This is a genomic window from Bradyrhizobium monzae, assembly GCF_021458635.1.
Classification (GTDB): Bacteria; Pseudomonadota; Alphaproteobacteria; order Rhizobiales; family Xanthobacteraceae; genus Bradyrhizobium.
This window is the reverse complement of record NZ_JAIRDQ010000002.1, coordinates 341,152-363,743: the sequence shown is the minus strand read 5'-3', so window position 1 is coordinate 363,743 and position 22,592 is coordinate 341,152. Positions and strand designations below refer to the sequence as shown.

The 22,592-nt window shown below is 64.9% G+C and carries 24 protein-coding genes; 11 read left to right on the top strand and 13 right to left on the bottom strand.

Translation table 11 applies throughout. The annotated features are described in order from the left end of the window. The first annotated feature begins 2 nt into the window (after nt 1-2). Nucleotides 3-1,238 (top strand): Na+/H+ antiporter NhaA, encoded by a 1,236-nt coding sequence (gene nhaA, locus K3F49_RS10910; protein ID WP_234680925.1) that lies wholly within the window; start codon nt 3-5, stop codon nt 1,236-1,238. On the opposite strand, the gene K3F49_RS10905 is transcribed toward nhaA, so the two are convergent. From K3F49_RS10905 to K3F49_RS10890, 4 genes are all read right to left on the bottom strand, one after another. Next, nucleotides 1,235-1,864, bottom strand: a complete 630-nt coding sequence (locus K3F49_RS10905) for an FMN-binding negative transcriptional regulator (RefSeq protein ID WP_234680924.1) — start codon at nt 1,862-1,864, stop codon at nt 1,235-1,237. The genes nhaA and K3F49_RS10905 overlap by 4 nt on opposite strands. A gap of 74 nt (nt 1,865-1,938) precedes the next feature. Continuing rightward, on the bottom strand, nt 1,939-3,402 hold the full coding sequence (pdxR, locus tag K3F49_RS10900; protein WP_234680923.1) for a MocR-like pyridoxine biosynthesis transcription factor PdxR: 1,464 nt from the start codon (nt 3,400-3,402) through the stop codon (nt 1,939-1,941). Between the two features lie 51 nt (nt 3,403-3,453). After that, a complete protein-coding gene (locus tag K3F49_RS10895; RefSeq protein WP_234680922.1) occupies nt 3,454-4,050 on the bottom strand; it encodes a redoxin domain-containing protein in 597 nt (198 codons plus the stop codon). Nucleotides 4,051-4,066: 16 nt separating this feature from the next. Next, on the bottom strand, nt 4,067-5,815 hold the full coding sequence (locus K3F49_RS10890) for an MOSC and FAD-binding oxidoreductase domain-containing protein (RefSeq protein WP_234680921.1): 1,749 nt from the start codon (nt 5,813-5,815) through the stop codon (nt 4,067-4,069). Between the two features lie 181 nt (nt 5,816-5,996). On the opposite strand from K3F49_RS10890, the gene K3F49_RS10885 reads away from it, so the two are divergent. The 5 genes from K3F49_RS10885 (at nt 5,997) to K3F49_RS10865 (ending at nt 8,782) form a co-directional block, all read left to right on the top strand. Beyond that, nucleotides 5,997-6,377, top strand: coding sequence for a nuclear transport factor 2 family protein (locus tag K3F49_RS10885; RefSeq protein ID WP_234680920.1), 381 nt, complete (start codon nt 5,997-5,999; stop codon nt 6,375-6,377). 329 nt (nt 6,378-6,706) lie between these two features. Next, on the top strand, nt 6,707-7,168 hold the full coding sequence (locus K3F49_RS10880; protein WP_234680919.1) for a TerB family tellurite resistance protein: 462 nt from the start codon (nt 6,707-6,709) through the stop codon (nt 7,166-7,168). Between the two features lie 2 nt (nt 7,169-7,170). Next, nucleotides 7,171-7,533 carry a hypothetical protein gene (locus K3F49_RS10875; protein WP_234680918.1) on the top strand — a complete coding sequence of 121 codons (363 nt, stop codon included), beginning with the start codon at nt 7,171-7,173 and terminating at the stop codon, nt 7,531-7,533. Then, nucleotides 7,530-8,168, top strand: coding sequence for a TerC family protein (locus K3F49_RS10870; protein WP_234680917.1), 639 nt, complete (start codon nt 7,530-7,532; stop codon nt 8,166-8,168). Before K3F49_RS10875 ends, K3F49_RS10870 begins: the two co-directional genes overlap by 4 nt. Before the next feature lie 29 nt (nt 8,169-8,197). After that, nucleotides 8,198-8,782, top strand: coding sequence for a TIGR00645 family protein (locus tag K3F49_RS10865; RefSeq protein WP_234680916.1), 585 nt, complete (start codon nt 8,198-8,200; stop codon nt 8,780-8,782). A gap of 68 nt (nt 8,783-8,850) precedes the next feature. Here the strand turns inward: K3F49_RS10865 and K3F49_RS10860 are convergent, their stop codons facing one another. Next, a complete protein-coding gene (locus tag K3F49_RS10860) occupies nt 8,851-9,789 on the bottom strand; it encodes a LysR family transcriptional regulator (protein ID WP_234680915.1) in 939 nt (312 codons plus the stop codon). 168 nt (nt 9,790-9,957) lie between these two features. Here K3F49_RS10860 and K3F49_RS10855 point away from each other — a divergent pair, with 168 nt between their 5' ends. Continuing rightward, nucleotides 9,958-10,512: a hypothetical protein gene (locus tag K3F49_RS10855; protein ID WP_234681420.1), complete on the top strand. Its 555-nt coding sequence runs from the start codon at nt 9,958-9,960 to the stop codon at nt 10,510-10,512. A gap of 49 nt (nt 10,513-10,561) precedes the next feature. Here K3F49_RS10855 and K3F49_RS10850 read toward each other — a convergent pair whose 3' ends face one another. From K3F49_RS10850 to K3F49_RS10825, 6 genes are all read right to left on the bottom strand, one after another. Then, nucleotides 10,562-10,939: a winged helix-turn-helix domain-containing protein gene (locus K3F49_RS10850; RefSeq protein ID WP_234680914.1), complete on the bottom strand. Its 378-nt coding sequence runs from the start codon at nt 10,937-10,939 to the stop codon at nt 10,562-10,564. A 143-nt stretch (nt 10,940-11,082) separates the two neighbouring features. Next, entirely contained in the window at nt 11,083-12,369 is a 1,287-nt protein-coding gene (locus tag K3F49_RS10845) for an MFS transporter (protein WP_234680913.1), read from the bottom strand. 44 nt (nt 12,370-12,413) lie between these two features. Beyond that, nucleotides 12,414-12,857: a cupin domain-containing protein gene (locus K3F49_RS10840; protein WP_234680912.1), complete on the bottom strand. Its 444-nt coding sequence runs from the start codon at nt 12,855-12,857 to the stop codon at nt 12,414-12,416. Between the two features lie 26 nt (nt 12,858-12,883). Continuing rightward, nucleotides 12,884-13,684, bottom strand: a complete 801-nt coding sequence (locus tag K3F49_RS10835; RefSeq protein WP_234680911.1) for an alpha/beta fold hydrolase — start codon at nt 13,682-13,684, stop codon at nt 12,884-12,886. Between the two features lie 42 nt (nt 13,685-13,726). Then, a complete protein-coding gene (locus K3F49_RS10830) occupies nt 13,727-14,275 on the bottom strand; it encodes an NAD(P)H-dependent oxidoreductase (protein WP_346657313.1) in 549 nt (182 codons plus the stop codon). 28 nt (nt 14,276-14,303) lie between these two features. Then, on the bottom strand, nt 14,304-15,536 hold the full coding sequence (locus tag K3F49_RS10825) for an acyl-CoA dehydrogenase family protein (protein ID WP_234680909.1): 1,233 nt from the start codon (nt 15,534-15,536) through the stop codon (nt 14,304-14,306). 398 nt (nt 15,537-15,934) lie between these two features. Between K3F49_RS10825 and K3F49_RS39380 the strand changes: the two genes are divergently transcribed. Continuing rightward, complete coding sequence (locus K3F49_RS39380) at nt 15,935-16,708, top strand: response regulator transcription factor (RefSeq protein WP_234680908.1); 774 nt, start codon at nt 15,935-15,937, stop codon at nt 16,706-16,708. Between the two features lie 19 nt (nt 16,709-16,727). Here K3F49_RS39380 and K3F49_RS10815 read toward each other — a convergent pair whose 3' ends face one another. After that, nucleotides 16,728-17,810 carry a substrate-binding domain-containing protein gene (locus tag K3F49_RS10815; protein ID WP_234680907.1) on the bottom strand — a complete coding sequence of 361 codons (1,083 nt, stop codon included), beginning with the start codon at nt 17,808-17,810 and terminating at the stop codon, nt 16,728-16,730. A 113-nt stretch (nt 17,811-17,923) separates the two neighbouring features. Between K3F49_RS10815 and K3F49_RS10810 the strand changes: the two genes are divergently transcribed. The 3 genes from K3F49_RS10810 (at nt 17,924) to K3F49_RS10800 (ending at nt 21,686) form a co-directional block, all read left to right on the top strand. Further along, entirely contained in the window at nt 17,924-19,408 is a 1,485-nt protein-coding gene (locus K3F49_RS10810) for an aldehyde dehydrogenase family protein (protein WP_234681419.1), read from the top strand. Between the two features lie 187 nt (nt 19,409-19,595). After that, on the top strand, nt 19,596-19,859 hold the full coding sequence (locus K3F49_RS10805; protein ID WP_234680906.1) for a hypothetical protein: 264 nt from the start codon (nt 19,596-19,598) through the stop codon (nt 19,857-19,859). A 69-nt stretch (nt 19,860-19,928) separates the two neighbouring features. Continuing rightward, nucleotides 19,929-21,686 (top strand): cytochrome c biogenesis protein DipZ, encoded by a 1,758-nt coding sequence (locus tag K3F49_RS10800; protein WP_234680905.1) that lies wholly within the window; start codon nt 19,929-19,931, stop codon nt 21,684-21,686. Here K3F49_RS10800 and K3F49_RS10795 read toward each other — a convergent pair. After that, on the bottom strand, nt 21,673-22,461 hold the full coding sequence (locus tag K3F49_RS10795) for a COG4705 family protein (RefSeq protein ID WP_234680904.1): 789 nt from the start codon (nt 22,459-22,461) through the stop codon (nt 21,673-21,675). The genes K3F49_RS10800 and K3F49_RS10795 overlap by 14 nt on opposite strands. Between the last annotated feature and the right edge of the window lie 131 nt (nt 22,462-22,592).

Below are 22,592 nucleotides of genomic sequence, written 5' to 3'. Positions count from 1 at the left end.
CCATGAATGATCAGCTGCCCGGCAGGCACCTGCCCAAGTCTCCGTTTTTCGTCGAGCGAGCGCTCAACACGTTCCAGCGTTTCCTGCACGTCGAGGCCGTCAGCGGCGTCGTGCTGCTGGTGGCTGCGGCTGCCGCATTGCTCTGGGCCAATTCGCCCTTTGCCCATTCGTATCATGACATCTGGAACCTGCCGATTGCGCTTCGCCTCGGCGAGTTCGCCTTCGTCAGACCTCTGCATTTCTGGATCAACGACGCATTGATGACGGTGTTCTTCCTGGTCGTCGGCATGGAAATCCGTCGCGAGCTCTACGAAGGTGCGCTGAGCAGGTTCGATCAGGCTATTCTTCCAGTGCTTGCGGCTGTCGGCGGTGTCATCGTTCCCGCGCTGATCTATTTGAGCTTCAACGCCGTTGCAGGACGCGAGCAGGGCTGGGCGATACCGACCGCGACCGATATCGCCTTTGCGGTGGGCGTGCTCGCGCTGCTCGGACGATCGGTCCCCGCCAACGTCAGGGTGTTTCTACTTGCGCTCGCCATCATCGACGACATCATCGCCGTTCTCATCATCGCGCTGTTCTACAGCAGCGGGGTCGATCTCAGCGGTTTCATCGTCGCCGCGCTCGGCGTGCTCATGGCGCTCGGGTTTCAACGGCTCGGCTTCGGCTCTGCGTTTGCCTACGTCCTGCCAGCTTTCGTTGTCTGGGCGGGTTTCCTCATGGCCGGCGTCCATCCGACGCTTGCGGGTGTCGTGCTCGGCTTGATCACGCCAGTCCGCTCAGCGCGGTCCGAGATCGTGCCGCCCGTCATTCGCGTGGAGACGGCGCTCCATCCCTGGGTCGCCTACGCCATCATGCCGCTGTTCGCACTGGCCAACGCAGGCGTCGATCTCAGAAACGCCGAATTCACCGGCGGCGTCGAGTTCGTGACGCTCGGCATCGGGCTTGCGCTCTGCGCGGGAAAGCCGATCGGCGTGATCTGTGCGACCTGGCTCGCGGTGCGCGCGGGTGGATGCCGGCTCGCGCCGGGCGTGACATGGTCCGGCGTCTGTCTCATCGGGCTGCTGGCCGGCATCGGCTTCACCATGTCGATCTTCATCGCCATGCTCGCCTTTACCAACGACAGACTGCTGGACGCCGCAAAATTCGGCGTGCTGCTCGGCTCGCTCATCTCCGTGACCCTCGGTCTCGGCTGGGGCGCAGAATACGCCCACCGGCTGCGCAAAGAGGTCGGAGACTAGATTGGAGTCGGAATCAGAGCCGCGACCTCGCGATCGCCTGCGTTCTCGCTCGCCGCGAGCCCGGCTGCGACGCCGATGCGATCGGCCTCGGGCCGGTTCTGGCTCATCTTGCGCTTGCCCTCGAACCGCACCACCGGGATGCGCACGCCAACGATTCCGCGCAGCTGTGCGGCGATAAAATCCGCGGGCGCATCACTGACCGCCCACGGCTTTGCGCGCACGCCTTCGTGCCTGTTGGTCAGCCGCGTCACGGCTTCGAGCAGTCGCTCCGGCTCGTGGAAGAATTCCACGGGGCCATAGGCATGCACGGCGATGTAATTCCAGGTCGGCACGACCTTTTCGGTTTCCTGTTTGGTCGCGTACCAGGACGGCGTCACATAGGCGTCGGGACCGCCAAAGATCGCGAGCGCATCGCCGATCGGCGGCAGCTTCCATTGCGGATTGGCCTTCGCCACATGTCCGTACAGCACACCATGCTGGCCCTCGCTCTCGTCGAGGACCAGCGGCAGGGGCGTGGCGACCGGACCTTCAGAAGTAGCCGTGACGAGGCTTGCAAGGCGAGCGGCGCGAATGGTCGCGCGGATGCTCTCGATGTCGTCGTCCTTGAAGGCCGGGGGGATATACATGGCGTGTCTCCGTTCTGGCTAAGGAGATAGCGGCAATCTGGACTGTAATAAACTGCCAGTTTTTTATAATTTCATCAGTCCAGTTCGGCGACCGCCTGCGCGAGAAGCTTGCAGCCCCGTTCGATCTGCGCGGTTTCCAGCGCCGAATAACCCATGACGAGGCCGACCGACTTCCGGGTTCGGGACCCGACGAACAGCGCGGAGACCGGATGGATGCCGACGCCCTTGGCGCGGGCCGCGTTGATCAATGCATCCTCGTGCTTTGGCGGCAAATCGTCGAACCAGGCCACCACGTGCAGGCCAGCGGCCGCGCCCTCGATCCTGATGCGATCGCCGAAGCGGCGGCGAAGGGCATCGAGCAGCGCCTGCTGGCGTTCGGCATTGCGCCGGCGCACGCGCCTGACATGGCTGTCATAGGCGCCGCTCTCCAGCATCGCGGCAAGCGCCTCCTGTTCGATCAGCGGCGTGTGCCGGTCCATGATCTGCTTGGCGGCAGCGAACAGGGATCGCAAGCCCGGTGGCACGACGAGATAGCCGATCCGCAAGGTCGGCGAGAGCGTCTTGGAGACGGTGCCGAGATAGATCACGCTGTCGCTGCCCTCCAGCGCATGCAGCGGCGGGATCGGCCTGGTGTCGTAGCGGTACTCGCTGTCGTAATCGTCCTCGATCACGCAAGCGTCGTTCTTGCGCGCCCACGCCAGCAATTGATGCCGGCGCCCGATCGGCATGACGCCGCCGAGCGGATATTGATGCGATGGCGTGACATAGGCGAGGCGGGCCGCGATGCCGTCGAGCCGCTCGGTCTGAAGGCCGTCGCTATCAACCGGGATCGGCACCGCGACGGCGCCGGTCGCTGCAAATGTGTGACGCGCCATCTGGTAGCCGGGATCCTCCATGACGAAGCGGTCGCCGGCATCAAGCAGCAGGCGCGCGCAGATATCGAGGCCTTGCTGCGAGCCGTTGACGACGACGATCTGGTCGACCTCGCAGCGGACGCTGCGCGACCGCCACAGATAGCCCTGAAGCGCGGTCCGCAGCCGCGGCGACCCGCTGGGATCGTCATAGGCGAGCCGCTCGGGCTTGCGCGCCATCGCAGCGGTCACAGCCTTCTTCCAGGCCAGCACCGGGAAGTCGGAGGGCGACAGCTCGCCATAGCGGAAGTTCGCAACAAGCCCGCGCGGCGGCACGATCCAGCGCGGCGGGTCCAGGCGCAGTCGCTCGCCGAAGGCCGACAGCCGCGCCTTGCGGGTCGATGGCCGGGAAGTCGCGCGGGTGCGTCCGCGCTGCACCACCGCGCGCGCCACGCGCGGCCGGGCGCCGTGGCGCGTCTCGATGAAGCCCTCGGCGGCGAGCTGCTCATAGGCGATCGTGACGGTCGAACGCGCCACGCCCATCTCGTCGGCCAGCGCCCGCGATGACGGCAGCAGGCCGTCAGTGCCGTAGACCAGCGACATGATCTGATCGCGCAGCGCCTCGTAGATGCGGCGCGCGCCCATGCGGCCGGCGCGGGGGCCGGGATTGGTTCTCTTCTGCATCATCCACATTCCAGGCCGGCGTTCTGTCCGGACCGACGAGGTTGGAATGTGGTTCTAATCCTGTTCGCCGAGCGTTTCGACGTAAGACTTGCCGTAGGGATAGAACTGGTCCTTGTGGCCCTGGTCCCATTGCGCTTTGAGGCCGGGTGCCGTGATGTCCCAATCCGGACGGCACGCCATGCTGACGGCTCTCAGATCCTGGCGAAGCTCTTCGATGGTCGGGCGGCCGAAGAACCAGTAGCCATTGTAGATCTTGTGGATGCGCAAGCCGGGCTCCAGCACGACCACGTAGGGAATCATCGGATTGTGCACAGGGTCGGTGTATTCGGCGATGTCGAGATCCTTCTGAACGATGCGCCGTGAGTCCGAGAGGAACGGCCAGTGCGCCCCGACGCCGCTACGATATTCGTTGGTCTGGGTGATGTTGTCGGTGGTGATCGTGACCATCCGGCAATAGCCCACCTCCATCTCGCGATGGAGTTGCAGCAACCCCTCGGCCTGCCGGCGGTCCTTCGGGCAGAACCCGCCACGGCCGAGCACGAGGACCATGGGATCGCTGCCCTGCAACTCCGAGAGCTTGCGGTGCTTTCCGGTGTGATCGCTCAGCTCGTAATCCGGGAAGGTTGCTCCCGGGACCATGTCTGTTCGCATAGGACTCTCCTGTGCCTCAAAGATCGATCACGGTGTCGCTCTGCGGCCGGGAGCAGCAGATCAGGACATTTCCGTCCGCCGGTGCGTCGAGCGGATCGGGCTGATAGCTGACGTCGCCCGCAACGAGCCCGCTTTCGCAGTTGTGACATACCCCCGTCCGGCACGACCAGCGCACAGGGACGTCGCAGGCTTCGGCCAGTTCGAGCAAACTGGCATACGACGGTCCCCAGCAGACATTGAGGCCGCTGCGCGCAAAGGACACCATGGGTCCCGGGCCCGGTACGCCGGCCGGCACATGCGCGGGCGTCCGCGGTGTAACCGCGATGCCGGGCGTCAGCGATGGCCTCGCGCCGAACAACTCGGTGTGGACGCGATCGGGCGCGACGCCCCATGCGCGAAGACCGTTCGTGAGGTCGCTCATGAAGCTGGCCGGTCCGCAGAGATAGAAGTCGCCGTCTTGCGGCACATTGAGTTGCTTGAGCAGGGGAAAGTCCAGATGTCCGGCGCTGTCGAAATCGACCTCAGGGCGATCGCCGGGATCGGGCGTGCTGTAGCAGACATGACTGTGATGGTGAGCGAGCCTGTCCAGGAGCTCGCGCACCTCGCCGGCAAAGGCATGTTCGCGGCCGTTGCGGCTGCCGTGCAGCCACCAGATTTCTCGTTGTGATCCCTCGCCTGCGAGCGCGTGGAGCATGGCGAGCACCGGCGTCACGCCAATGCCGGCACTCAGCAGGACGACAGGCCGCGCGCCCTCTCGCAGCGTGAAGCTGCCGCGAGGCGCACCGAGCTGCACGAGGTCGCCGGGTCGGAGGTCGTCGGCGATGTAAGCGCTGGCGGCGCCGTGCGCTTCGCGTTTGATGCTGAGACGATAGGACGCCGCATCGGAGGTGCGCGACAGCGAATAGCTGCGCATCATCGCAGGCGTGGTGGAAGGTCCGAGCCTGATGATGACGAACTGACCGGGCAGGGCGATGGCTCCGGGATGTCCATCCGATGGTTCGAGGATCAGCGACGTCACGTTGCTGCTTTCGACGATCTTGCGCGCGACGCGAAACGGCCGGAATCCGCGCCATGCCGGAGGCGGGCTCGCCGCGGGGCCGAGCCCGGCATTTCCCGCTGGTGTAGTCTGCTCGAGCATTGCTCCGAAGGAATGACGCCATCCGCCGCTCAGCGCCGGAATCCGCAGCGCGCGTTCGAGGCGCTCGCGCGGGTGAGGAGGCAGGTAAAGCAGTGCGTTGATCTCGCACACGCTCATGCTTTCAGGCCCGCTCGCGACCTGAACGATCTCATCGCCGGCCTCGACGTCGCCTTCCTCGATCACACGGAAATAAAAGCCGGGCCGGCCGTGCTTGACCATCAGCGCGGCCATGTCTGACTCCTCCATGCGAATGCCGAGCCGGTAGCAGGTGACGCGCGGTTGCGTCACTTCGAACAGGGCAGAGCCGATCCTGTAACGATCACCGATACAGACGTCGCTGTCGGCGAGGCCTTCGACGGTGAAGTTTTCGCCGAATTGACCGGGGACGAAGTTCGAGCGACCGAGATGCTTTTGCCAGTAGCGATAGGATCCGTCCTGATAGACATACACGGCCCGTTGTTCGCCGCCGTGACCCGCGGTGTCGCCCTGGCCGTCGCCGTCAATATTGAGCTGGCGTACCCGGCGCGGGCCTTTGACGGGGCTTTTCCAGATGCCGGTATGGACGGTTCGGCCTTGCCAGGCGACATCGCGCGGCAGGCCGACATTGACGGACAGCAAACGTGCCATGCTTGTTTCCCGGTGTGATCATCCCGGCGCCACCCGGCGAATTCCGGATCGCTGCACCGTCAATCTGCCTCCAGATCGTGGCTTTGGTGCGTTAGGCGTTGTTAGACTTTGCTAGAGGGCCTTGCCGGAGGCTGTCTGCGCTCTGATTTAGAGAGCTGAAACCGCAAGTCGGGAGATAGCGATGGATGACCAGACCACGCTGGCAGCCCTCAAGCGCCATTGGGACGCTTCGGACGCGAACGATTTCGAGGCCGAGCATGACATCTATCGCGAGGACGCCGTGCTCGACTATCCGCAGTCCGGCGAGATTATTCGCGGCCGCCGGAACATTCAGCAGAGCCGCTTCGTGCAGCCCAACAAGAAGCGCTTCACGGTCCGACGGATCGTCGGCGGCGGTGATCTCTGGGTGAGCGAGTTCGTGCTGACCTATGACGAGGTGCCGTCCTACGTCGTCAGCATCATGGAATTCCGCGACGGATTGGTGGCGCACGAAACGCAATATTTTGGGGATCGGTTCGATCCGTCACCGACGCGTGCGCATCTCGTGGAGCAAACGACGTAGCGTCTGTGCTCTTCAACGACGGTCTCGCGCCCCGGACGCAGCGCAGCGCCTCCGGGACACGCGGCAGCAACCTGGAACCCCGCTGCGGCGGCTGGTCGCACTGTTGTCGCCTTGATTCCGGCTCACCCGGCTTTATGTCTGGAGAGAACAAGAATCCGGGCCCCTCTGGCGAGGACGCTGACAATGTCAGCAAAACCTCGCGATGTCGGATGACCTGTCCCGCGCGAATGCGATGGATCGGCCGATCGTCGGGCCTTCTCAAGTTCCCTCCGACCAAATCGTCCTCATCGCAGCTCCGCGCGGCCATTTCGCAAGAATGAGGAGCGACGATGTCTGACGCCACCACTTCCCACCCGATCGAACTCGAGATCACCGAGCCGCGCAGCTTCAACGAGCAGGCTGCGGTGGCGCTGGTGATCGCCGGCGCGCTGGTCGCCGTGGCGGACCGGCACGTGTCGCCGGTCGAGCGCGACGAGGTGATCCGCTTCATCAGGGAACGCGGATTGGCGCCGCACATCGGCGAAGAGCGCCTGTTTGCGATGTTCGACGAACTCGCCGAACGGCTCGAGGAGCCCGATTTCGCCAATGTGGTGATCGAAACCTTGCGGCCGGTCTCGGACCTGCCGCTGTCGTCTCATCTCATCGAGCTGTCGGAGCGCGTCGCGGCCGCGGACCAGGACGTGCATCCGCACGAAGTGCAGGCGATCAAGCTGTTGCGCCTGCTGACGCTGGTGCTGCCGCGCGCGAAGCCGGTCGGGCCGGTTGCGGTCGATGCCGCCGCGAAGGCGTGAGCATGAGCGCAGCTTCGGACGAGCAAAAGACGAGCTCCAAGGACGCCAGCGGCCAACCGGCCGGTGGCGATCCGCGGCTTGACGCGCTCGTTCATCGGCTGCCGCCGCGCCTTGCCGGCACCGTCGACTATCTCCTGCAACCGTCCAGCCGCTGGGTTCGGATTCCCTCGGGCGCGCTGCTCGTCGTCGGTGGCGTGCTGTCCTTCCTGCCGGTGCTCGGCATCTGGATGCTGCCGCTCGGCCTCGCGCTGCTCGCCGAGGACGTGCCGGCGCTGCGTAAGTCCCGCTCAAAGGTCTTCGACTGGATCGAGCACCGCAAGCCGCACTGGCTGGATCCGTCAGTTCCGAAAAATGATCAATCATGATTGAATTCATCACCGCCGATGCGCTGACTGCGCTGCTCCAGGTCGTCCTGATCGACCTCGTGCTCGCCGGCGACAATGCCGTCGTCATCGGCCTCGCGGCCGCGGGCCTTCCGGCCGATCAGCGCCGTCGCGCCATCGTCGTCGGCATCGTGGCTGCGACCGCGCTACGTATCGTCTTTGCCGGTGTCGCGACCCAGCTCCTGCAGGTGATCGGCCTGCTGCTCGCCGGCGGTGTGCTGCTGCTCTGGGTGTGCTGGAAGATGTGGCGCGAACTGCGCGAGCAGGCTGCGCATGCGAATGAGCTCGCATTCAGTCATGCCGGTGGCGCGAGCGCCGCGCCGGCGCCGCGCAAGACGTTCACGCAGGCGGCGTTGCAGATCGTTGCCGCCGACGTGTCGATGTCGCTCGACAACGTGCTCGCGGTTGCGGGCGCGGCGCGCGAGCACCCCTACATCCTCGTCTTCGGCCTGGTTCTGTCAGTCGCGCTGATGGGGGTCGCCGCCGATCTGCTCGGCCGCGTGCTCCAGAAGCAGCGCTGGATCGCCTATGTCGGCCTCGCCATCATCGTCTACGTCGCCTTCGAGATGATCTATCGCGGCTCGCTCGAGCTCGCGCCTGTCATCGCAAGCCTCTAAGTCCTGCTTTCGTTTTTCTGGAGTGACCGATGTCGTCTGAACCCAAAGCACCTTCGACGGCGGCCGCGACGCGGCCGCAAATCGGCCCGTTCGCCCAGCTGATCTTCGGCTCGCGCTGGCTGCAGGTGCCGCTCTATGTCGGCCTCATCGTTGCGCAGGCCGTTTATGTGCTGCTGTTCCTGAAGGAGCTCTGGCACCTGGTTGCGCACTCGTTCGACGCCAGCGAGCAGCAAATCATGCTGGTCGTGCTCGGCCTGATCGACGTCGTCATGATCTCGAACCTGCTGGTGATGGTGATCGTCGGCGGTTACGAGACGTTTGTCTCACGCCTGAACCTGAACGGCCATCCGGACGAGCCGGAATGGCTCAGTCACGTCAACGCCAGCGTGCTCAAGATCAAGCTGGCGATGGCGATCATCGGCATCTCCTCGATCTCGCTGCTCAGGACCTTCATCGAGGCCGGCAATCTCGGCACCACGCGCAGCAATTTCACCGAGACCGGCGTGATGTGGCAGGTGCTGATCCACCTGACCTTCATCATCTCGGCCATCGGCATCGCCTGGGTCGACCGCCTCAGCGAGAGCGGGCACCGCAAGGAGAACGGTCACGCCTGAACGCGTAGCCCGGCCTGATCCAAGGCGCCGGCTCCGCGCCAGCGTCTCGGAGGGTGTCTCGCCAAACGTCATGCCATTTGCGGATATGCCGCGTTCTCGCGCCGCTCGCGCTCGCCGAGCTCGCGTACGAGTTCCTGGAGGAAGGACTCGGTGAAAGCGGGCAGGGTACGCTCGGCGCGGACATAGATGCCGAGATCCGACCACACCGGGCTGCCGGCATTGTCGAGCGGCAGGAACACGAGTTGCGCGTCGCGCGACAGCCGGCCGACGCCGAGCTGGGTCTGGAAGGCGACGCCGACGCCGCGCGCGGCGAGCTCGCGCATCAGGTCGATCGAGTTGGCTTGAATCGCAGGCTCGGGCGTCTCGGAGAGCTGCGCGATCAAGGGCTGCAGCAAATGGTAGATCGACAGCTCCGGCAGCGCCTGGATGACGGGGAAGGCGAGGCATTGCGCCAGCGTCACAGTCTTGCGACGCGCCAGCGGATGCTCGCGCGCGACGAGCGCACCGAGGCGAAACCGTTTCAGCGCGACCTGTCGCAGGTCGGGCGGATGCTTGAGCGCGATGGCGATGCCGATATCGGCCTCACCCCGGCGCAAGGCTTCGAGCACGTCGGACGATCCCATGACTTCAGCGGTGAAGCTGACGCGCCGGGCCCGGGTCCGGTGTGAGGCGATCAGATCCGGCAACACCGACTCGGTGAGGGATTCGATGCAGGCGATGCTGACGGTGCCGTGCCAGGCGCCGGACAGGGACGCCACGTCCGAGCGGAAGCGGTCGAGGTCCTGCAGCACGTTCATGACATGCCGGGCGAGCATCTCGCCGACCGTCGTGAGGGTCAGGCCGCGCGCATTCCGTTCGAACAGGGGCGATCCAACTTCTTGTTCAAGCTTGAGAATTTGGCGACTGACGGCCGACGAGGCAACGTTCAGGTCGCGCGCCGCAGCGCGGATCGAGCCGGCGCGGCGGACGGCATGGAAGTACTGGATGGAAGGTGAGTGAAAGCGCATGGGACCCCCGGCCAGACTATAGCTGTTGCCGAAACGGCAGCAATATGTACGAAATTATCTGCCTTCTTAGAGCGCTGATTTCACCCTAGTGTCACGTGCTGACGGGCCTGCCGGGCCCGCGCAGCGACGCGCCCGCAATGATGCGGTAGGGGATTTGGGGTGAACGAGATGATCGCTGGCGAGCTGGAGCACGGGCCCGACACCCGTCTCGTCGACCGCCGCCGCGCCGCCGCCTATGTCGGTGTGACCGCCGGCCGCTTCGAGCAGCTGGTGCGCGACAATGTCGTGCCGGCGCCGGTCATGGTCGATAACAAGCGGCGCTGGCCGATCGCGTTGCTCGACGACGTGAGGGAAGCGGTTGGCAGCAGCATGCCGTCGCTGCCGGCGGCGACGGCCGATGTCGAGGTGCGCCCCTGTGAGCGCGACGCCGCGCCGTCTTCGCGCGAGCTGCCCGACGCGGCCTGGTTCGAGCAGCGCGCGAGCTTCGTGCAGCGCGTCCGCCGCTCGCTGCTCTCGGGCAACGAGATCCGCGTGCTGCGCGAGTTCAAAGTGCTGAAGCAGAACCAGATCAGCATGTATGGCTACTATGGCAGCTTCGAAGCGCTGATGGTGCGCGGCTACGTTGTCGAGACCGACCGCCAGCCGCCATCGAGCCGTCCGCTGGTGACCTATCGCCTGACCGTGCCGGGCGAGCAGGTCATCGCGGCGCTGAAGGACGAATAGCTGGCGGCAATGATCGCGCCGCTCAGGCGCGCTCGATCCGAATTGACCGCTATGAGGATTTGCGGGAGTGGGCGATGTCGCTCTTGAGCGCTTCCAGATCCTTGTGCACCGCGCGCGCGGCGTCGCGCTCGATCTTCCGGTAGCGCGCAACGAGTTTTTCGCCGAACGGGGTCAGCATCGCGCCGCCGCCGTTCTTGCCGCCGGCCTGCGGCTCGACCGCGGGATGTCCGCAGATCCGGTTGATCTCGTCCACGAGATCCCAGGCGCGCTTGTACGACATGTCCATGGCGCGGCCGGCCCCGGAGATCGAGCCTTGCTCGCGGATCTGCTCCAGAAGCTCGATCTTGCCGGGTCCGATCCGATCCTCGCCGTCGAGGTCGATGCGAAGGCTCAGCTGGGGAAGGGATCTGGCGCTTGCGCGCGACATGTTGAAGTCTCTTGGCCCACTCGTCGCGAGATTGCCACTCTTGCCCGCGGCGGACAAGGTGAGGCGCCAGATTTCCCGGAAGATGGACCTTCGTCAAAGTCCGCAGAGCACGGGCTTCAGCCCGTGCCCTTGATGGCTGCACCTTACTCCGCGGGGCTTCCGACCACCGCGCCCTCACTGACGTCGTCGCGGGCGAGGATCACCAGGACGCCGACGATGACGAGCTCGACAACCGCGAAAGCGATGAAGGCGCCGGTGAACGAGCCCCCGGAGGCGTTGATAATGGCACCCATCATCCAGGGTGCCACGAAGGCCGAGAAGATGCCAAACACCTCGGCGTATCCGATCGCGGCCGGTGCGAGCGCATCGGAGTATTTTTCGCTGAGCAGGGAGAAGATCGCGCCGCCGCCCAGCAGGGCGATGCCGCTGAGCGCTGCAAACAGCACCAGCATCGGAAACGACATCGGAGTGACCACGCTCCACAGGAACATCAGCGCGGTCAGGAAAGCGAGACATGCGGTGAGCTTGATCATGAAGGGCTTGCCGAGCCGATCGGACATGTAGCCGCCAATCACCAGGAACAGCACCTGCGACAGCCCCATCACGGTGCCGATGACTGCGCCGGCCTCCGGAGCCATGTGCTGTACGGTGATGAAGGCCGGCACCACCCAGGTGGCGGTGCCGGCGATGGCGAAGGTGCAGGCCACGATGCCGAAGCCGCCGACCGCGATCCATTTCGAGCGGAATATTTCGCCGAGGGGCAGATGCTCCTGCGGTGTTTCGTTGCCCCAGGTGAAGCCGTCGAGGCCGAGCTCGCGCGGATTGTTGCGGACGACGAGTGCATCGACTGCCGCGACGAGCAGCGTGCCGATTGCCAGCACGGCGAAGAAGGTTCGCCAGCCGGTCGCGATCGTCAGGGGGATGCCGAGCGCGAAATCCATGGTGATGGCGAGGCTGTAGGCGGCGAGGATGATGCCGACCACCGAGCCGCGCCGACTTTGTGGAAACCAGCCGAAGATCAGCTTCATGTTGCCGATGAAGATGCCGGCGTCGAAGAAGCCGATCACGAGCCGGAGCATCACGAGCTGCGTGTAGCTCTGCACGAACACCTGAAGCACCATGCCGATGCCGGTGCCCGCAAGCCCGATCAGCAGCATGTTGCGCGCCGTCATCGACCGGCTGACCGGCGACCACACCACCATGCCGATGCCGTAGGTCAGCGCAAAGATGCCTTGCGCAAGCCCCGCCTCGGCGGGATTGAGCTTGAGGCTCTCGGAGACGAACGGCAGTACGGCCGCGAAGGCATACCAGTCCGCGGCGAGAAATATCTCGCAGAGGATGGCGAGCGCCAGCATGCCTTTTTGCCACCGGGCTATCCGACGGCGGTCGCTCTCGGAGATGGTCGTCCAAGTTGTTGTCAGCGTGGTCATCATCGGTTCTCGCGGTTTGCGTGTTGGTGGGAATCGGCGCGGCGTCAGGCAGGCGGCGGCAGGAAGTTCACCTCGTGCTCGGCGGCACGTCGCACCACCTCCTGCGGATCGGGCAGATTGTGGATGCGTTCGAACAGCTCTTTGAGCGACCGCGTCGGTGCGACCCAGAACAGGCTGGTGGCGGTTTCGCCCGACTTGTTGAAGATGCCGTGGGGGATGCCTTTGGGCATGCGCACGAGGTCGCCGGCCCTGGCGACCAAGTCCTTGCCGTCGAGCCAGAGGTCGTAGCGGCCGCTCAACACATAGATGAACTCATCCTGGGTCGGATGGACGTGCGGCGGCACGAAGGTGCCATCCGGAAAAACGGCATGCCAGGCCATCGACGCCTCGGAATGCTGTTTCAGCGTGTAGGTCTGGCCCAGAATGTTCCAGATGACGTTGTCAAAGCCTTCCTTGGCCGGGGTCACGCCCGGAGGCATCTCGATCATGGTGCTGTCCTCTGATGTGTGCGGGATCAATCGGCGAGAAAGTCGGTGACGTAGTGCGCGGACGACGGCGTTTCCTCGAACACGAGATGACCGGTCGCCGGCACCAGCGTCACGCGTGCGTCGGGGAGTCCTGCTTTCCAGGCCTCTGCCTGGGCGGTCGGGCGCAGACGGTCGGCGGCACCCCACAGCACCAGCGTCGGCATCGTGATCCGATGCAGCCAGTGCGCGAGCTTGGGATTGCCTTGCGGTTCGCTGCGGATCAGCTTCGCAAAGCCCGTGACCTCGCGTCCGAGGCGGGCGTCGAAAGCCGCGTCGGACGCCTTGGGAAAGTAACGGAGTGCCGCGGCCGGATCGTGCGCGAGATAGGCGGGCAGTTCTTGCGGTGCGATCTCGAACAATCCGGGCGCGGGCGCGCTTCCGACTACAAGACCGGCGGGCGCAACCAGCACCAGCTTGCGGACCCGATGCGGCTGACGGATCGCGAACTCCGCGGCAAGCCATCCGCCGAGCGAGAACCCGGCGAGGTCGAATTGCGCAAGACCAAGCTTGTCGAACAGATCCATGTAATGAAGGACGTGATCCTCGACGGTGTCGATCGTCTCGGCGTCGCCGGAGTCGCCAAAGCCCGCATGATAGGGGATGATGACCGTGTGCCGCTTCGCCCAATCGCGCGCCATCTCGAAGCCGGTGAAGGTGCCGGTGCCGTGCAGGAATACGAGCGCCGGGCCGCTTCCGATGCTGTGGACGACGGTGCGCACGCCGTTGATCGTATGTTCCGCGCGCGAGAAGCCGGTGAGATTGGGAGAGGGGTTGACGGTATCAAGCATGGTTGTCTCCGGTTGGCGTCGGCAGGGCCGGGCGTTCGTGAATCATGCGGCTGCTGCCTGGCGACCGCCGAGAAGCGAGGCGAATTGTTCGACGGCGTTGGCGAGCCGCGCCGCCGTCATTGGCGCAAGCGGTTCGCCCGGAACGATCTCGCCGCTGCTGGCGTAGATCGCCGTCGAAACGGTGCAGGCTTCAAAGAAGCCGAACAGAGGGCGGAGCTGGTGTTCGACCACCAACGAGTGGCGCAGGCCGCCGCCGACGGCGGTCAGCAGCACCGGGCGGTTGCGCAGCACGCTGGGTTCGATCAGGTCGAAGACGTGCTTGAACAATCCGGGATAGGACCCCTGGAACACCGGGCACCCGATCACGAGGCCGTCGGCCTGTTCGATGGCCTCGACGACGGCGCGCGCGCTGTCATCGAGTGCGACCCGGGTGAAGCCCGCGATGCCGCAACCGGCATCGACAAGATCGAGGACCGTGGTCTCCAGTCCATGCTGCGCCTGAAGGTCGGCGGCGACGGCTTCCACCAGCACGCGCGACTTCGCGGGGCGCCAGCTATTGCCGCAGAAGCCAACGATGCGGGATGTTCTCACTTCGACGCCCTCGTTGTCTGATCGCCGCTCAGCCCGTCACCCCGAAGACGGTCCATTGCGCTCCCGGGCCGGGAAGGCCGAGCAGCGCGCGGCCGCACTCTTCGACGATCTGGTCGGCCATCAGGATGTGCTGCGTGCCCGAATGAATGTCGCGATAGAACCGCTGCATCGGCGTGTTGTGCAGCGAGGCACCGCGGGCGGCGCGATGCGCGAAAGTGGCGACATCAGACAGCACGTCGTGGACGTGACGCAGTGACAGCTTGATCATCGTCATCTGCTCCAGCGACGGGGATTCACCGCTGGCGCAAGTCTCCGAGACCTCCTTCCAGGTTTCGTGGACCAGCGCACGCGCGGCACGGAAGCGAGCTTCGGCCTGCGCGAACTGAAACTTGAAGCTCGCGCTGTCGCGCGACTTGCCGAAGGGATCCTGGCGCTGGACGATCACCTTGACGAGTTCGTCGAGCATGCGGCGGCCGACACCGACGGCCCAGGCCGAATGCGCCCAGGCGCTGTAGCCTGCCAGTCCCAGCGCACCCTGCACACCACCGCGGCGCGGCGCGCCAATGTCGAAATCGTAGGTCATGTGCGTGGGTACGAACAGCTCGTCGCCCTCGCTCAAAGTGTAGTCGAAGCTTCCGGTCGCGCGCAGGCCAAGCACGTCCCAATTGCCCATCAACTTGATGGTCGCGCGCGGATGGTGTGTGACCACGATCTTGGGCTGGCCGTTGGGACCGAACACCATGTCCTTGCCGGATGCGTCGGTGACGAAGCAGCCGGAATGGACCCACTCGGCGTGCTGAATGCCGCTGCCATAGGCCCAGTTGCCGCGGATCATGTAGCCGCCATCGATCGGTCGGGCGAAGCCGCGCGGCACGCCGTTGCCGGCGATCGTGATGTCGGGCCCGCCCGCGAAGACCTTCTTGATGCCTTCGTCCTCGATGTAGATGGCGAGCGTCGTGCCTTCCATGTTGTTGCCGATGACGCACCAGCCGGCCGAGGCGTGCGTGTAGGCAAGCCGCTCGATGACGGTCATGGCGTCGTAAGGCAGAAGCTCGGCGCCGCCGACCTCCTTCGGGAACAGCATGGTGTAGATGCCGGCCTTGCGCAGCGCTGCCACGACATCGTCAGTCAGATAGCCCTGTGCCTCGGCCTCCGCAGCCCTGGATTCGACCAGCGGCAGCAGCGCGTCGAGGCGCGCATGGAACTCGGCCACCGTCGGGGTCGCGGAAGGTTTGACTGCGAGTTGCACGGAAGGGCTCATCGTTGGTGTCTCCAGGTCGGTCGGTTGGTTCTTCGCGCGGACGCGAAGATTTGGGGCGGACGGGACGGTCGCGGGCAAAACTTCGCCCAAACGCGCCAATGTCAGTTGGCGCGCGCGACGGTCGGCTTGCGTTGGTGTCGAGATGTCCCTGCCGGAAGCGCGCGTCGTGACGCGATCCCGATTGCTGCGATGGTAGAGATGAGGCGGCCAAACCAGCAATCCCCCAGCATGGGGGGATCGGCCATGGTGCTTTGCCGCAAAGCTGGGCCGGGACAGCGGCGCGTTGCCGCTTCTTTTCGCTTGACCAAGGATCAGGCAAGGCAGAAATTTTAAGCCTATAACAATCGGCAATGGCGTGCGCGTGTCCGGAGCACGTCGCGTTCGCGCGAGGAGTGGCGGTGAGAGCCGAGCCCGAGCATTTGGATGGTCTGCCCGAGCGCCAGCTCGCGGATCGGCTGATGTCCATCGCCGAGAGCTGCTCGGTGCGTGCGCTTGGCGTCGCCTGCTGCTCGGCGATCACGGAATTGACGGGATCGCCGACTGTCGGCCTCTATTTGCTCGATGGGCTCGAACCGGAGCTGGTCTACAGCCGCCACGTCGCGGAAGGCCTGCTCGACAATTACCGAGACGGCTTCTGGAAGCATGACCCCGTGCTCGACTGCATCATGACCCGAGGCCGCGCGGTCGACGGCGAAACCGTGATCGGTCCTCTGCAATGGCGGCACAGTCCGTCCTTCGAGATGCTGCACGAGTGGGGTTTTGCGTACAACATGGGTGGGCCATTGTGGTGCGGGCAGAAGATCGTCGGCGTGCTGTTTACGGCGACGACCGACACGAACGCGCCTTACACGATGCGGTCCCGGCAGCGCATGGAGATGCTGTGTCGGGCCGGCTCGCTGGCTTTGACCAACATGACGAACGCGGGCGCGATCGTCGCCCATCCTGCCGCGACCCGGGTCCGTGAGCCGGCCGCGACGCTCTCGCTCCCGCCAAGGTCTGCGGACGTCGCCATCCGGGTCTGCCGCGGTCAGACCAACAAGGAAATTGCCCGCGAGATGGGGATTTCCGATCAGACCGTGAAGGAGCACGTCGCCAATTTGTGCCGGCGCTTCGGCGTACACAATCGCACCGAACTCGCGGCCTGCCTGCTGAGCACCAGCGTGCGCCAGTAGCGGTTCGGCGCTTGCGGCATCATCGCGCGGAGTGCATCTCCAGAAAGGCTTTTACGCCGGAGACCTCGCCGGTGTCGGACAGTGTGTAGCCGGGCAGGGCAGCGACCGCCGCCTGAAAATCATGACTGCGGATAATGTCGAGGATGCGTCGCATCGGCTCCATTTCCAGGAAGGCGCGCTTGCAGACGAAAAAATAGTCTTCGGTGAGAACCCGGATGAAATCGAGACCGAACTGGCGGGCGGCGGCCTCGACGCCGAAGGTGACGTCGGCCATGCCGCTCGCGACGTAGGCTGCGACCGCCGCATGGGTGAACTCGATCTGCTTCGCGCCATTGATCTTGCTCTGGTCGATGCCTTGCGCGGCGAGCAGACGGTCGAACAGGAGACGTGTGCCGGAATCGTGATCGCGGTTGACGAAGCGCACCTTCGGTTCGGTCAAATCGCGAAGCGAGGCGATCCGCAACGGATTGCCGCGCGCGACCATCAACCCCATCTCGCGCGTGACGAAATTGATGACGCGATCCTCGCGCGGGTCGAGCCACTCGCGGGCTGCGTTGATGCCTTGCGCGCGCAACTCGCCGCGCGGCAGATGCAGGCCGGAGAGATCGCAGGCACCCTGCGCCAGCGAGACCAGCGAATGCTGGTTGCTGACATAGCGCAGGTCGACGCCGATGCCGGGCTCGCGGTCGAGGAATTCGCGCAGCTTTGCGACCGCAAAGCCGTGGCTCGCATGCACGCGGATCACGGAAGGTCGCTGTTCGAGGAACGGCTTGATCTCGCTCGCGAGCTCCTGGGCGAGGTTTTCGAGCTGCGGTCCGAGCCGGGCCTGCATGCGCTCGCCGGCCCACACCAGCCGCTCGCCGAATGGCGTGAGCTTCGAGCCCTTGCCACGCTGGGTCTCGACCAGCGGGGTTCCGAGAAATTCGGACCATTGCTCGATCAGGTTCCAGACGTGCCGGTAGGACAGCTGCGCGTCGCTGGCTGCGCTCGTGATCTTCCCGGTCTTCCGGATCTCGTTGAGCACGCCCAGCATGACCACCGCGGTGCGTGGGCTGCCCTCGTGGCGAAACCGCCAGACGGCTTCGATCTCGATCTGAAGCATTCGCTTTCCTTATGAAATTGACTTCATATGTTGGGCGTCCAATTGCACTCCATATCATATTTACTCCAGCCATTAGGTGCCTAGTCTGGCATACCAGATTAGGAGGAAATATGATGTCTGTTGCATATGACTTTGCGCATTCGCCGGCCACCGAGTTCATGTCCCGGCCGCAGCATCTGCTCATCGACGGCCGCCGCGTCCCCGCGAGCTCGGGCCGGACCTTCAAATCCCTCAACCCCGCCACCGGGCAGGTCATCGCCATCGTCGCCGAGGGTGGCGAGGCCGATGTCGAGCATGCCGTGGCAGCCGCCCGCCGCGCCTTCGAAGGCCCGTGGCGCACGATGCGCGCCTCCGAGCGTGGCCAGATTTTGCTGCGCTGGGCGGACCTGCTCAGGCAGCACTCGGAAGAGATCATCGAGATCGAGTCGATCGATGCCGGCAAGCCGATCTCGGCGACGATGCGCCAGGACTTTCCAGCCGCCGTCGACACGCTGATCTACTACGCAGGCTGGGCCGACAAGATCAGCGGCGATGTCGTGCCGGTGCGCGACGATGCCTTGACCTATACCGTGCGCGAGCCGGTCGGCGTGGTTGCGGCGATCGTGCCGTGGAATTTCCCGCTGATGATCGGCATGTGGAAACTTGCGCCTGCGCTGGCCTGCGGCTGTACCATCGTGATGAAGCCGGCCGAGCTGACCTCGCTGTCGGCGCTGCGCATCGCCGAACTCGCGCTCGAAGCGGGCCTGCCGGCGGGCGTCTTCAACGTCGTCACCGGTCCCGGACGTGTCGTCGGTGACGCGCTGGTCAATCACCCCGATGTCGACAAGGTTACCTTCACCGGCTCGCCCGGTGTCGGCCGTGGAATCATGAAGGGCGCTGCCAGCAACTTCAAGCGCGTCTCGCTCGAACTCGGCGGCAAGTCGGCCAACGTGATTTTCGACGATGCCGATCTCGAAGCGGCCAGCAAGGCGGCCCGCTCCGGCATCTTCTTCAATGCCGGCCAGGTCTGCTCGGCTGGCTCCCGCGTGCTGGTGCAGGAGAAGGTCTATGACGAGGTCGTCCAGCGGATCGCGGCACGCGCAAAATCGCTCAAGATCGGCGATCCCCTCGATCGCAAGACGGCGCTCGGCCCCGTCATCTCCGAGAAGCAGATGAAGTCGATCCTCGACTATGTCGACATCGGCCGGAAGGAAGGTGCGACCCTCGTCACCGGCGGTGAGCGGGTCGGGGATCGCGGCTATTTCATCAGGCCGACTGTGTTCGCCGATGTCGCGCACGAGATGCGGATCTCGCAGGAGGAGATCTTCGGTCCCGTCGTCAGCGTCATCAAGTTCAAGGACGAGGCCGATGCTTTACGGATCGCTAACGGCACGGCCTACAGCCTCGCCGCCGGCGTCTGGAGCCGCGATATCGGCAAGCTGCAGCGCTTCGCCAAGCGGGCGCGCGCGGGCACGGTCTGGATGAACACCTATGGCTACACCGACGTGCGCTTGCCCTGGGGCGGCGAGCGCGACTCCGGCCTCGGCCGTGAGCACGGCACCGCCGCACTCGACAATTTCACCGAGCCCAAGGCTGTCTGGATGAATTTGGCCGTCTGATACCTCCCGAGCGGCCAATCCTGGAGCCCGCCTGATCCGTCCGGTCAGGCGGGCTCTCTTTCTCAGATCGGTAAAATTGTCTGCAATCGGCTCAGCGGGGGCAAACCCTGCGGACAAGAACCGGACCGCCTTAAACGTCCGCTTTGGAACCGACATGCATCCTGCCTGCAAAAGGCGGGGCATCAGCATGTCAATTCTCAAGGAGATCGTCGCTGCGGTCGCGGGAGTCTACGCGCTCCTGTTCGTGTGCGACGCACTGTTCGGCGTCGGCGAGGCTCGCTTCGACGACGCTTATTACAGCGCCAGCTTCTACGCGCCGAAGCCGAAGGAATTCCGCTTTGCCAGCGACACGCCGCCGGCGGCCCGCGTCAGCGAAGCCTTCGCGCAGTTCTCGGCGACCGAGTCCAAGCCGAACAAGCGCTACTCGTCGCTGACGACGTTCATTCGGTAAGGTCGACGGCGCTCGCAAGAAACGGCCTTGTGAAAATCACATCGGCCAGGCCGTGATAAGAGCGGCCTCATGATCCTCTATCTTGTCGCCTATCTCGGTGGCGTCCTGACCATCGTGAGCCCCTGCATCCTGCCGGTCATCCCCTTCGTGCTGGCGCGCGCCGATCGTCCATTCCTGCGGAACGGCTTGCCGATGCTGATCGGCATGTCGCTGGCGTTCGCCGTGGTCGCGACGTTGGCTTCCGTTGCCGGTGGCTGGGTTGTCTCGGCCAATCAATATGGGCGCGGCGCCGCGCTGATCCTGCTCGCCGTGTTCGGCCTGACGCTGGTGTTTCCCGAACTGGCCGATCGGCTGATGCGGCCGCTCGTGGCAATCGGCGCGCGGATGTCGCAGTCGGCGGGCGAGCCGGGCGAGGACAGCCTCGTCGCGCCTTTCGTGCTCGGAATTGCGACCGGTTTTCTCTGGGCGCCCTGTGCCGGCCCGGTGCTGGGCCTGATCCTGACCGGCGCCGCACTTCAGGGCGCCAACGTCGGGACCGCGCTCCTGCTTCTGGTTTACGCCGCGGGCGCCGCAACCTCGCTGGCGCTGGCTCTGCTCGTGGGCGGGCGTGTCTTCGCCGCGATGAAGCGCTCGATCGGTGCCGGCGAATGGATCAGGCGCGGCGTCGGCGTGGCCGTGCTTGCGGCTGTCGTCGCCATCTCGCTCGGCCTCGACACCGGCTTTCTCACCAATCTCTCGCTCGGCAGCACGGCGTCGCTGGAGCAGGCGCTGCTCGACAAATTGCATCCGGACGCGAAGACCGCGATGACGGGACCCTCGATGCAAGCCAAGCCGGCCGGCGAGAATGCATCGGATATGCTCATGGTCGAGGACCTCGATCCCAAGCTCGCCGGCGCGCAGGCGTGGCTGAACTCGCCGCCACTGACTTTCGAGGAGCTGAAGGGCAAGGTCGTCCTGGTCGATTTCTGGACCTATTCCTGCATCAACTGCCTGCGCTCGATCCCCTATGTCCGCGCCTGGGCGGAGAAATATCGCGACAGCGGTCTCGTGGTGATCGGCGTGCACGCGCCCGAATTCGCCTTCGAACGCAATGTCGCCAACGTCAGGAATGCGGTGTCGGCGTTGAAGATCGGCTATCCCGTCGCGATCGACAATGACTACAAGATCTGGCGGTCGTTCGAGAACCAGTACTGGCCGGCGCACTACTTCATCGACGCCAAGGGCAAGGTCCGTCACCATCACTTTGGTGAAGGCGAGTACGCGGAATCGGAGCGCGTTATCCAGACGCTGCTTGCCGAGGCCGGCAACAAGAACATCCCGTCCGATATCGTCGCGGTGAAGGCATCGGGTGCGGAGGCCGTGGCCTCGGATGGCGCTGACGTCAAATCGCCCGAGACCTATGTCGGCTATGATCGCAGCGAAAATTTCGTCTCACCCGGCGGCGTGGTGAAGGACGAGAGCCACGTCTATGCCACCGGCGAGCTGCAGCTCAACGACTGGTCGCTCACCGGCAATTGGACGGTCAGCTCCGAGCGCGCGCAGCTGAATGAGCAGGGGGGCGGTATCGTCTATCGCTTTCACGCCCGCGACCTGCATCTTGTGCTCGGCCCCGCCACCGAAGGCGCCAGCATCCGCTTCCGCATCACCATCGACGGCAAGCCGCCCGGTGCCGCGCATGGCATGGATGCTGACGCCGACGGCAATGGCGTGGTGACGACACAGCGGCTCTATCAGCTCGTCCGCACGCCGGACACCGTCGCCGACCACACGTTCGAGATCCGCTTCCTCGATCCCGGCGTGCAGGCCTATGCGTTTACGTTCGGCTGAGCGAGTGATCGCCGGGATGCTGTCCCGCGCGTTGCGGGATCAGCAGCAGGCAGACCACCATGAACACTGCGATCACGGCCGAGGCCAGTGGCCGGCTCAAGGCAAGTCCACCGTGATCGAGCGGCTTGTCGAGGAAGTCGCCGACGGTCGCACCCAGCGGTCGGGTCAGGATGAACGCAGCCCAGAACAGCGTGACGCGTGAGACGCGGGTCCAGAAATAGAGTGCGGCGATGACGGCAAGCCCGGCTGCGAAGATCAGCGCGCCGCCGCGATAACCCATGTCGCCGGTATCAGCGATCCAGTCGCCGAGCGCGGTGCCGAGCGTCTGCGAGAAAGTGATCGCGCCCCAGTAGAACGCCTCCACCCTCGGCGTGCTGACGCTGTTGACCGAGATCGTGCCTTCAGTGCGATACCAGAGGCCGAGCACCAGCACGAGGTAGGTGAGCAGGAGCGTCGAGCCGCCGCTATAGCCAATGCCGAGCGAGCGGTCGGCGAAGTCGGCCATCGTGGTGCCGAACGTGGTCGAGGCAACGATGGTCGCCCAATACAGCGCCGGATTGAATTTGCGCGCGCGGATTTGGACGGCGACCAGGACGATCATCGCCGCCAGGAACAGGCACGTGCCGGCGAGGTAACCCCAGTTCAGCGTCATTGTGACGGTATCACCGCCGGTCTCGCCCAGCGTCGTGGCGGCGATCTTGATGATCCAGAAGCCGAGCGTGACTTCAGGAACCTTGCTCTCGCTGACAAGGCCGCTCTTGGTGGAATCTTGCATGAATCTCCTTGCCGCGTCCGGGGAACGCGATCAATCGCGTTGCCGACGGTGTGCCAGTTGGCAAACGACAATGGCGGAAATCAGCTTCGTTGTGATCGATGACGGGAAGGTGGCGGCCGCCTTCAATAGAG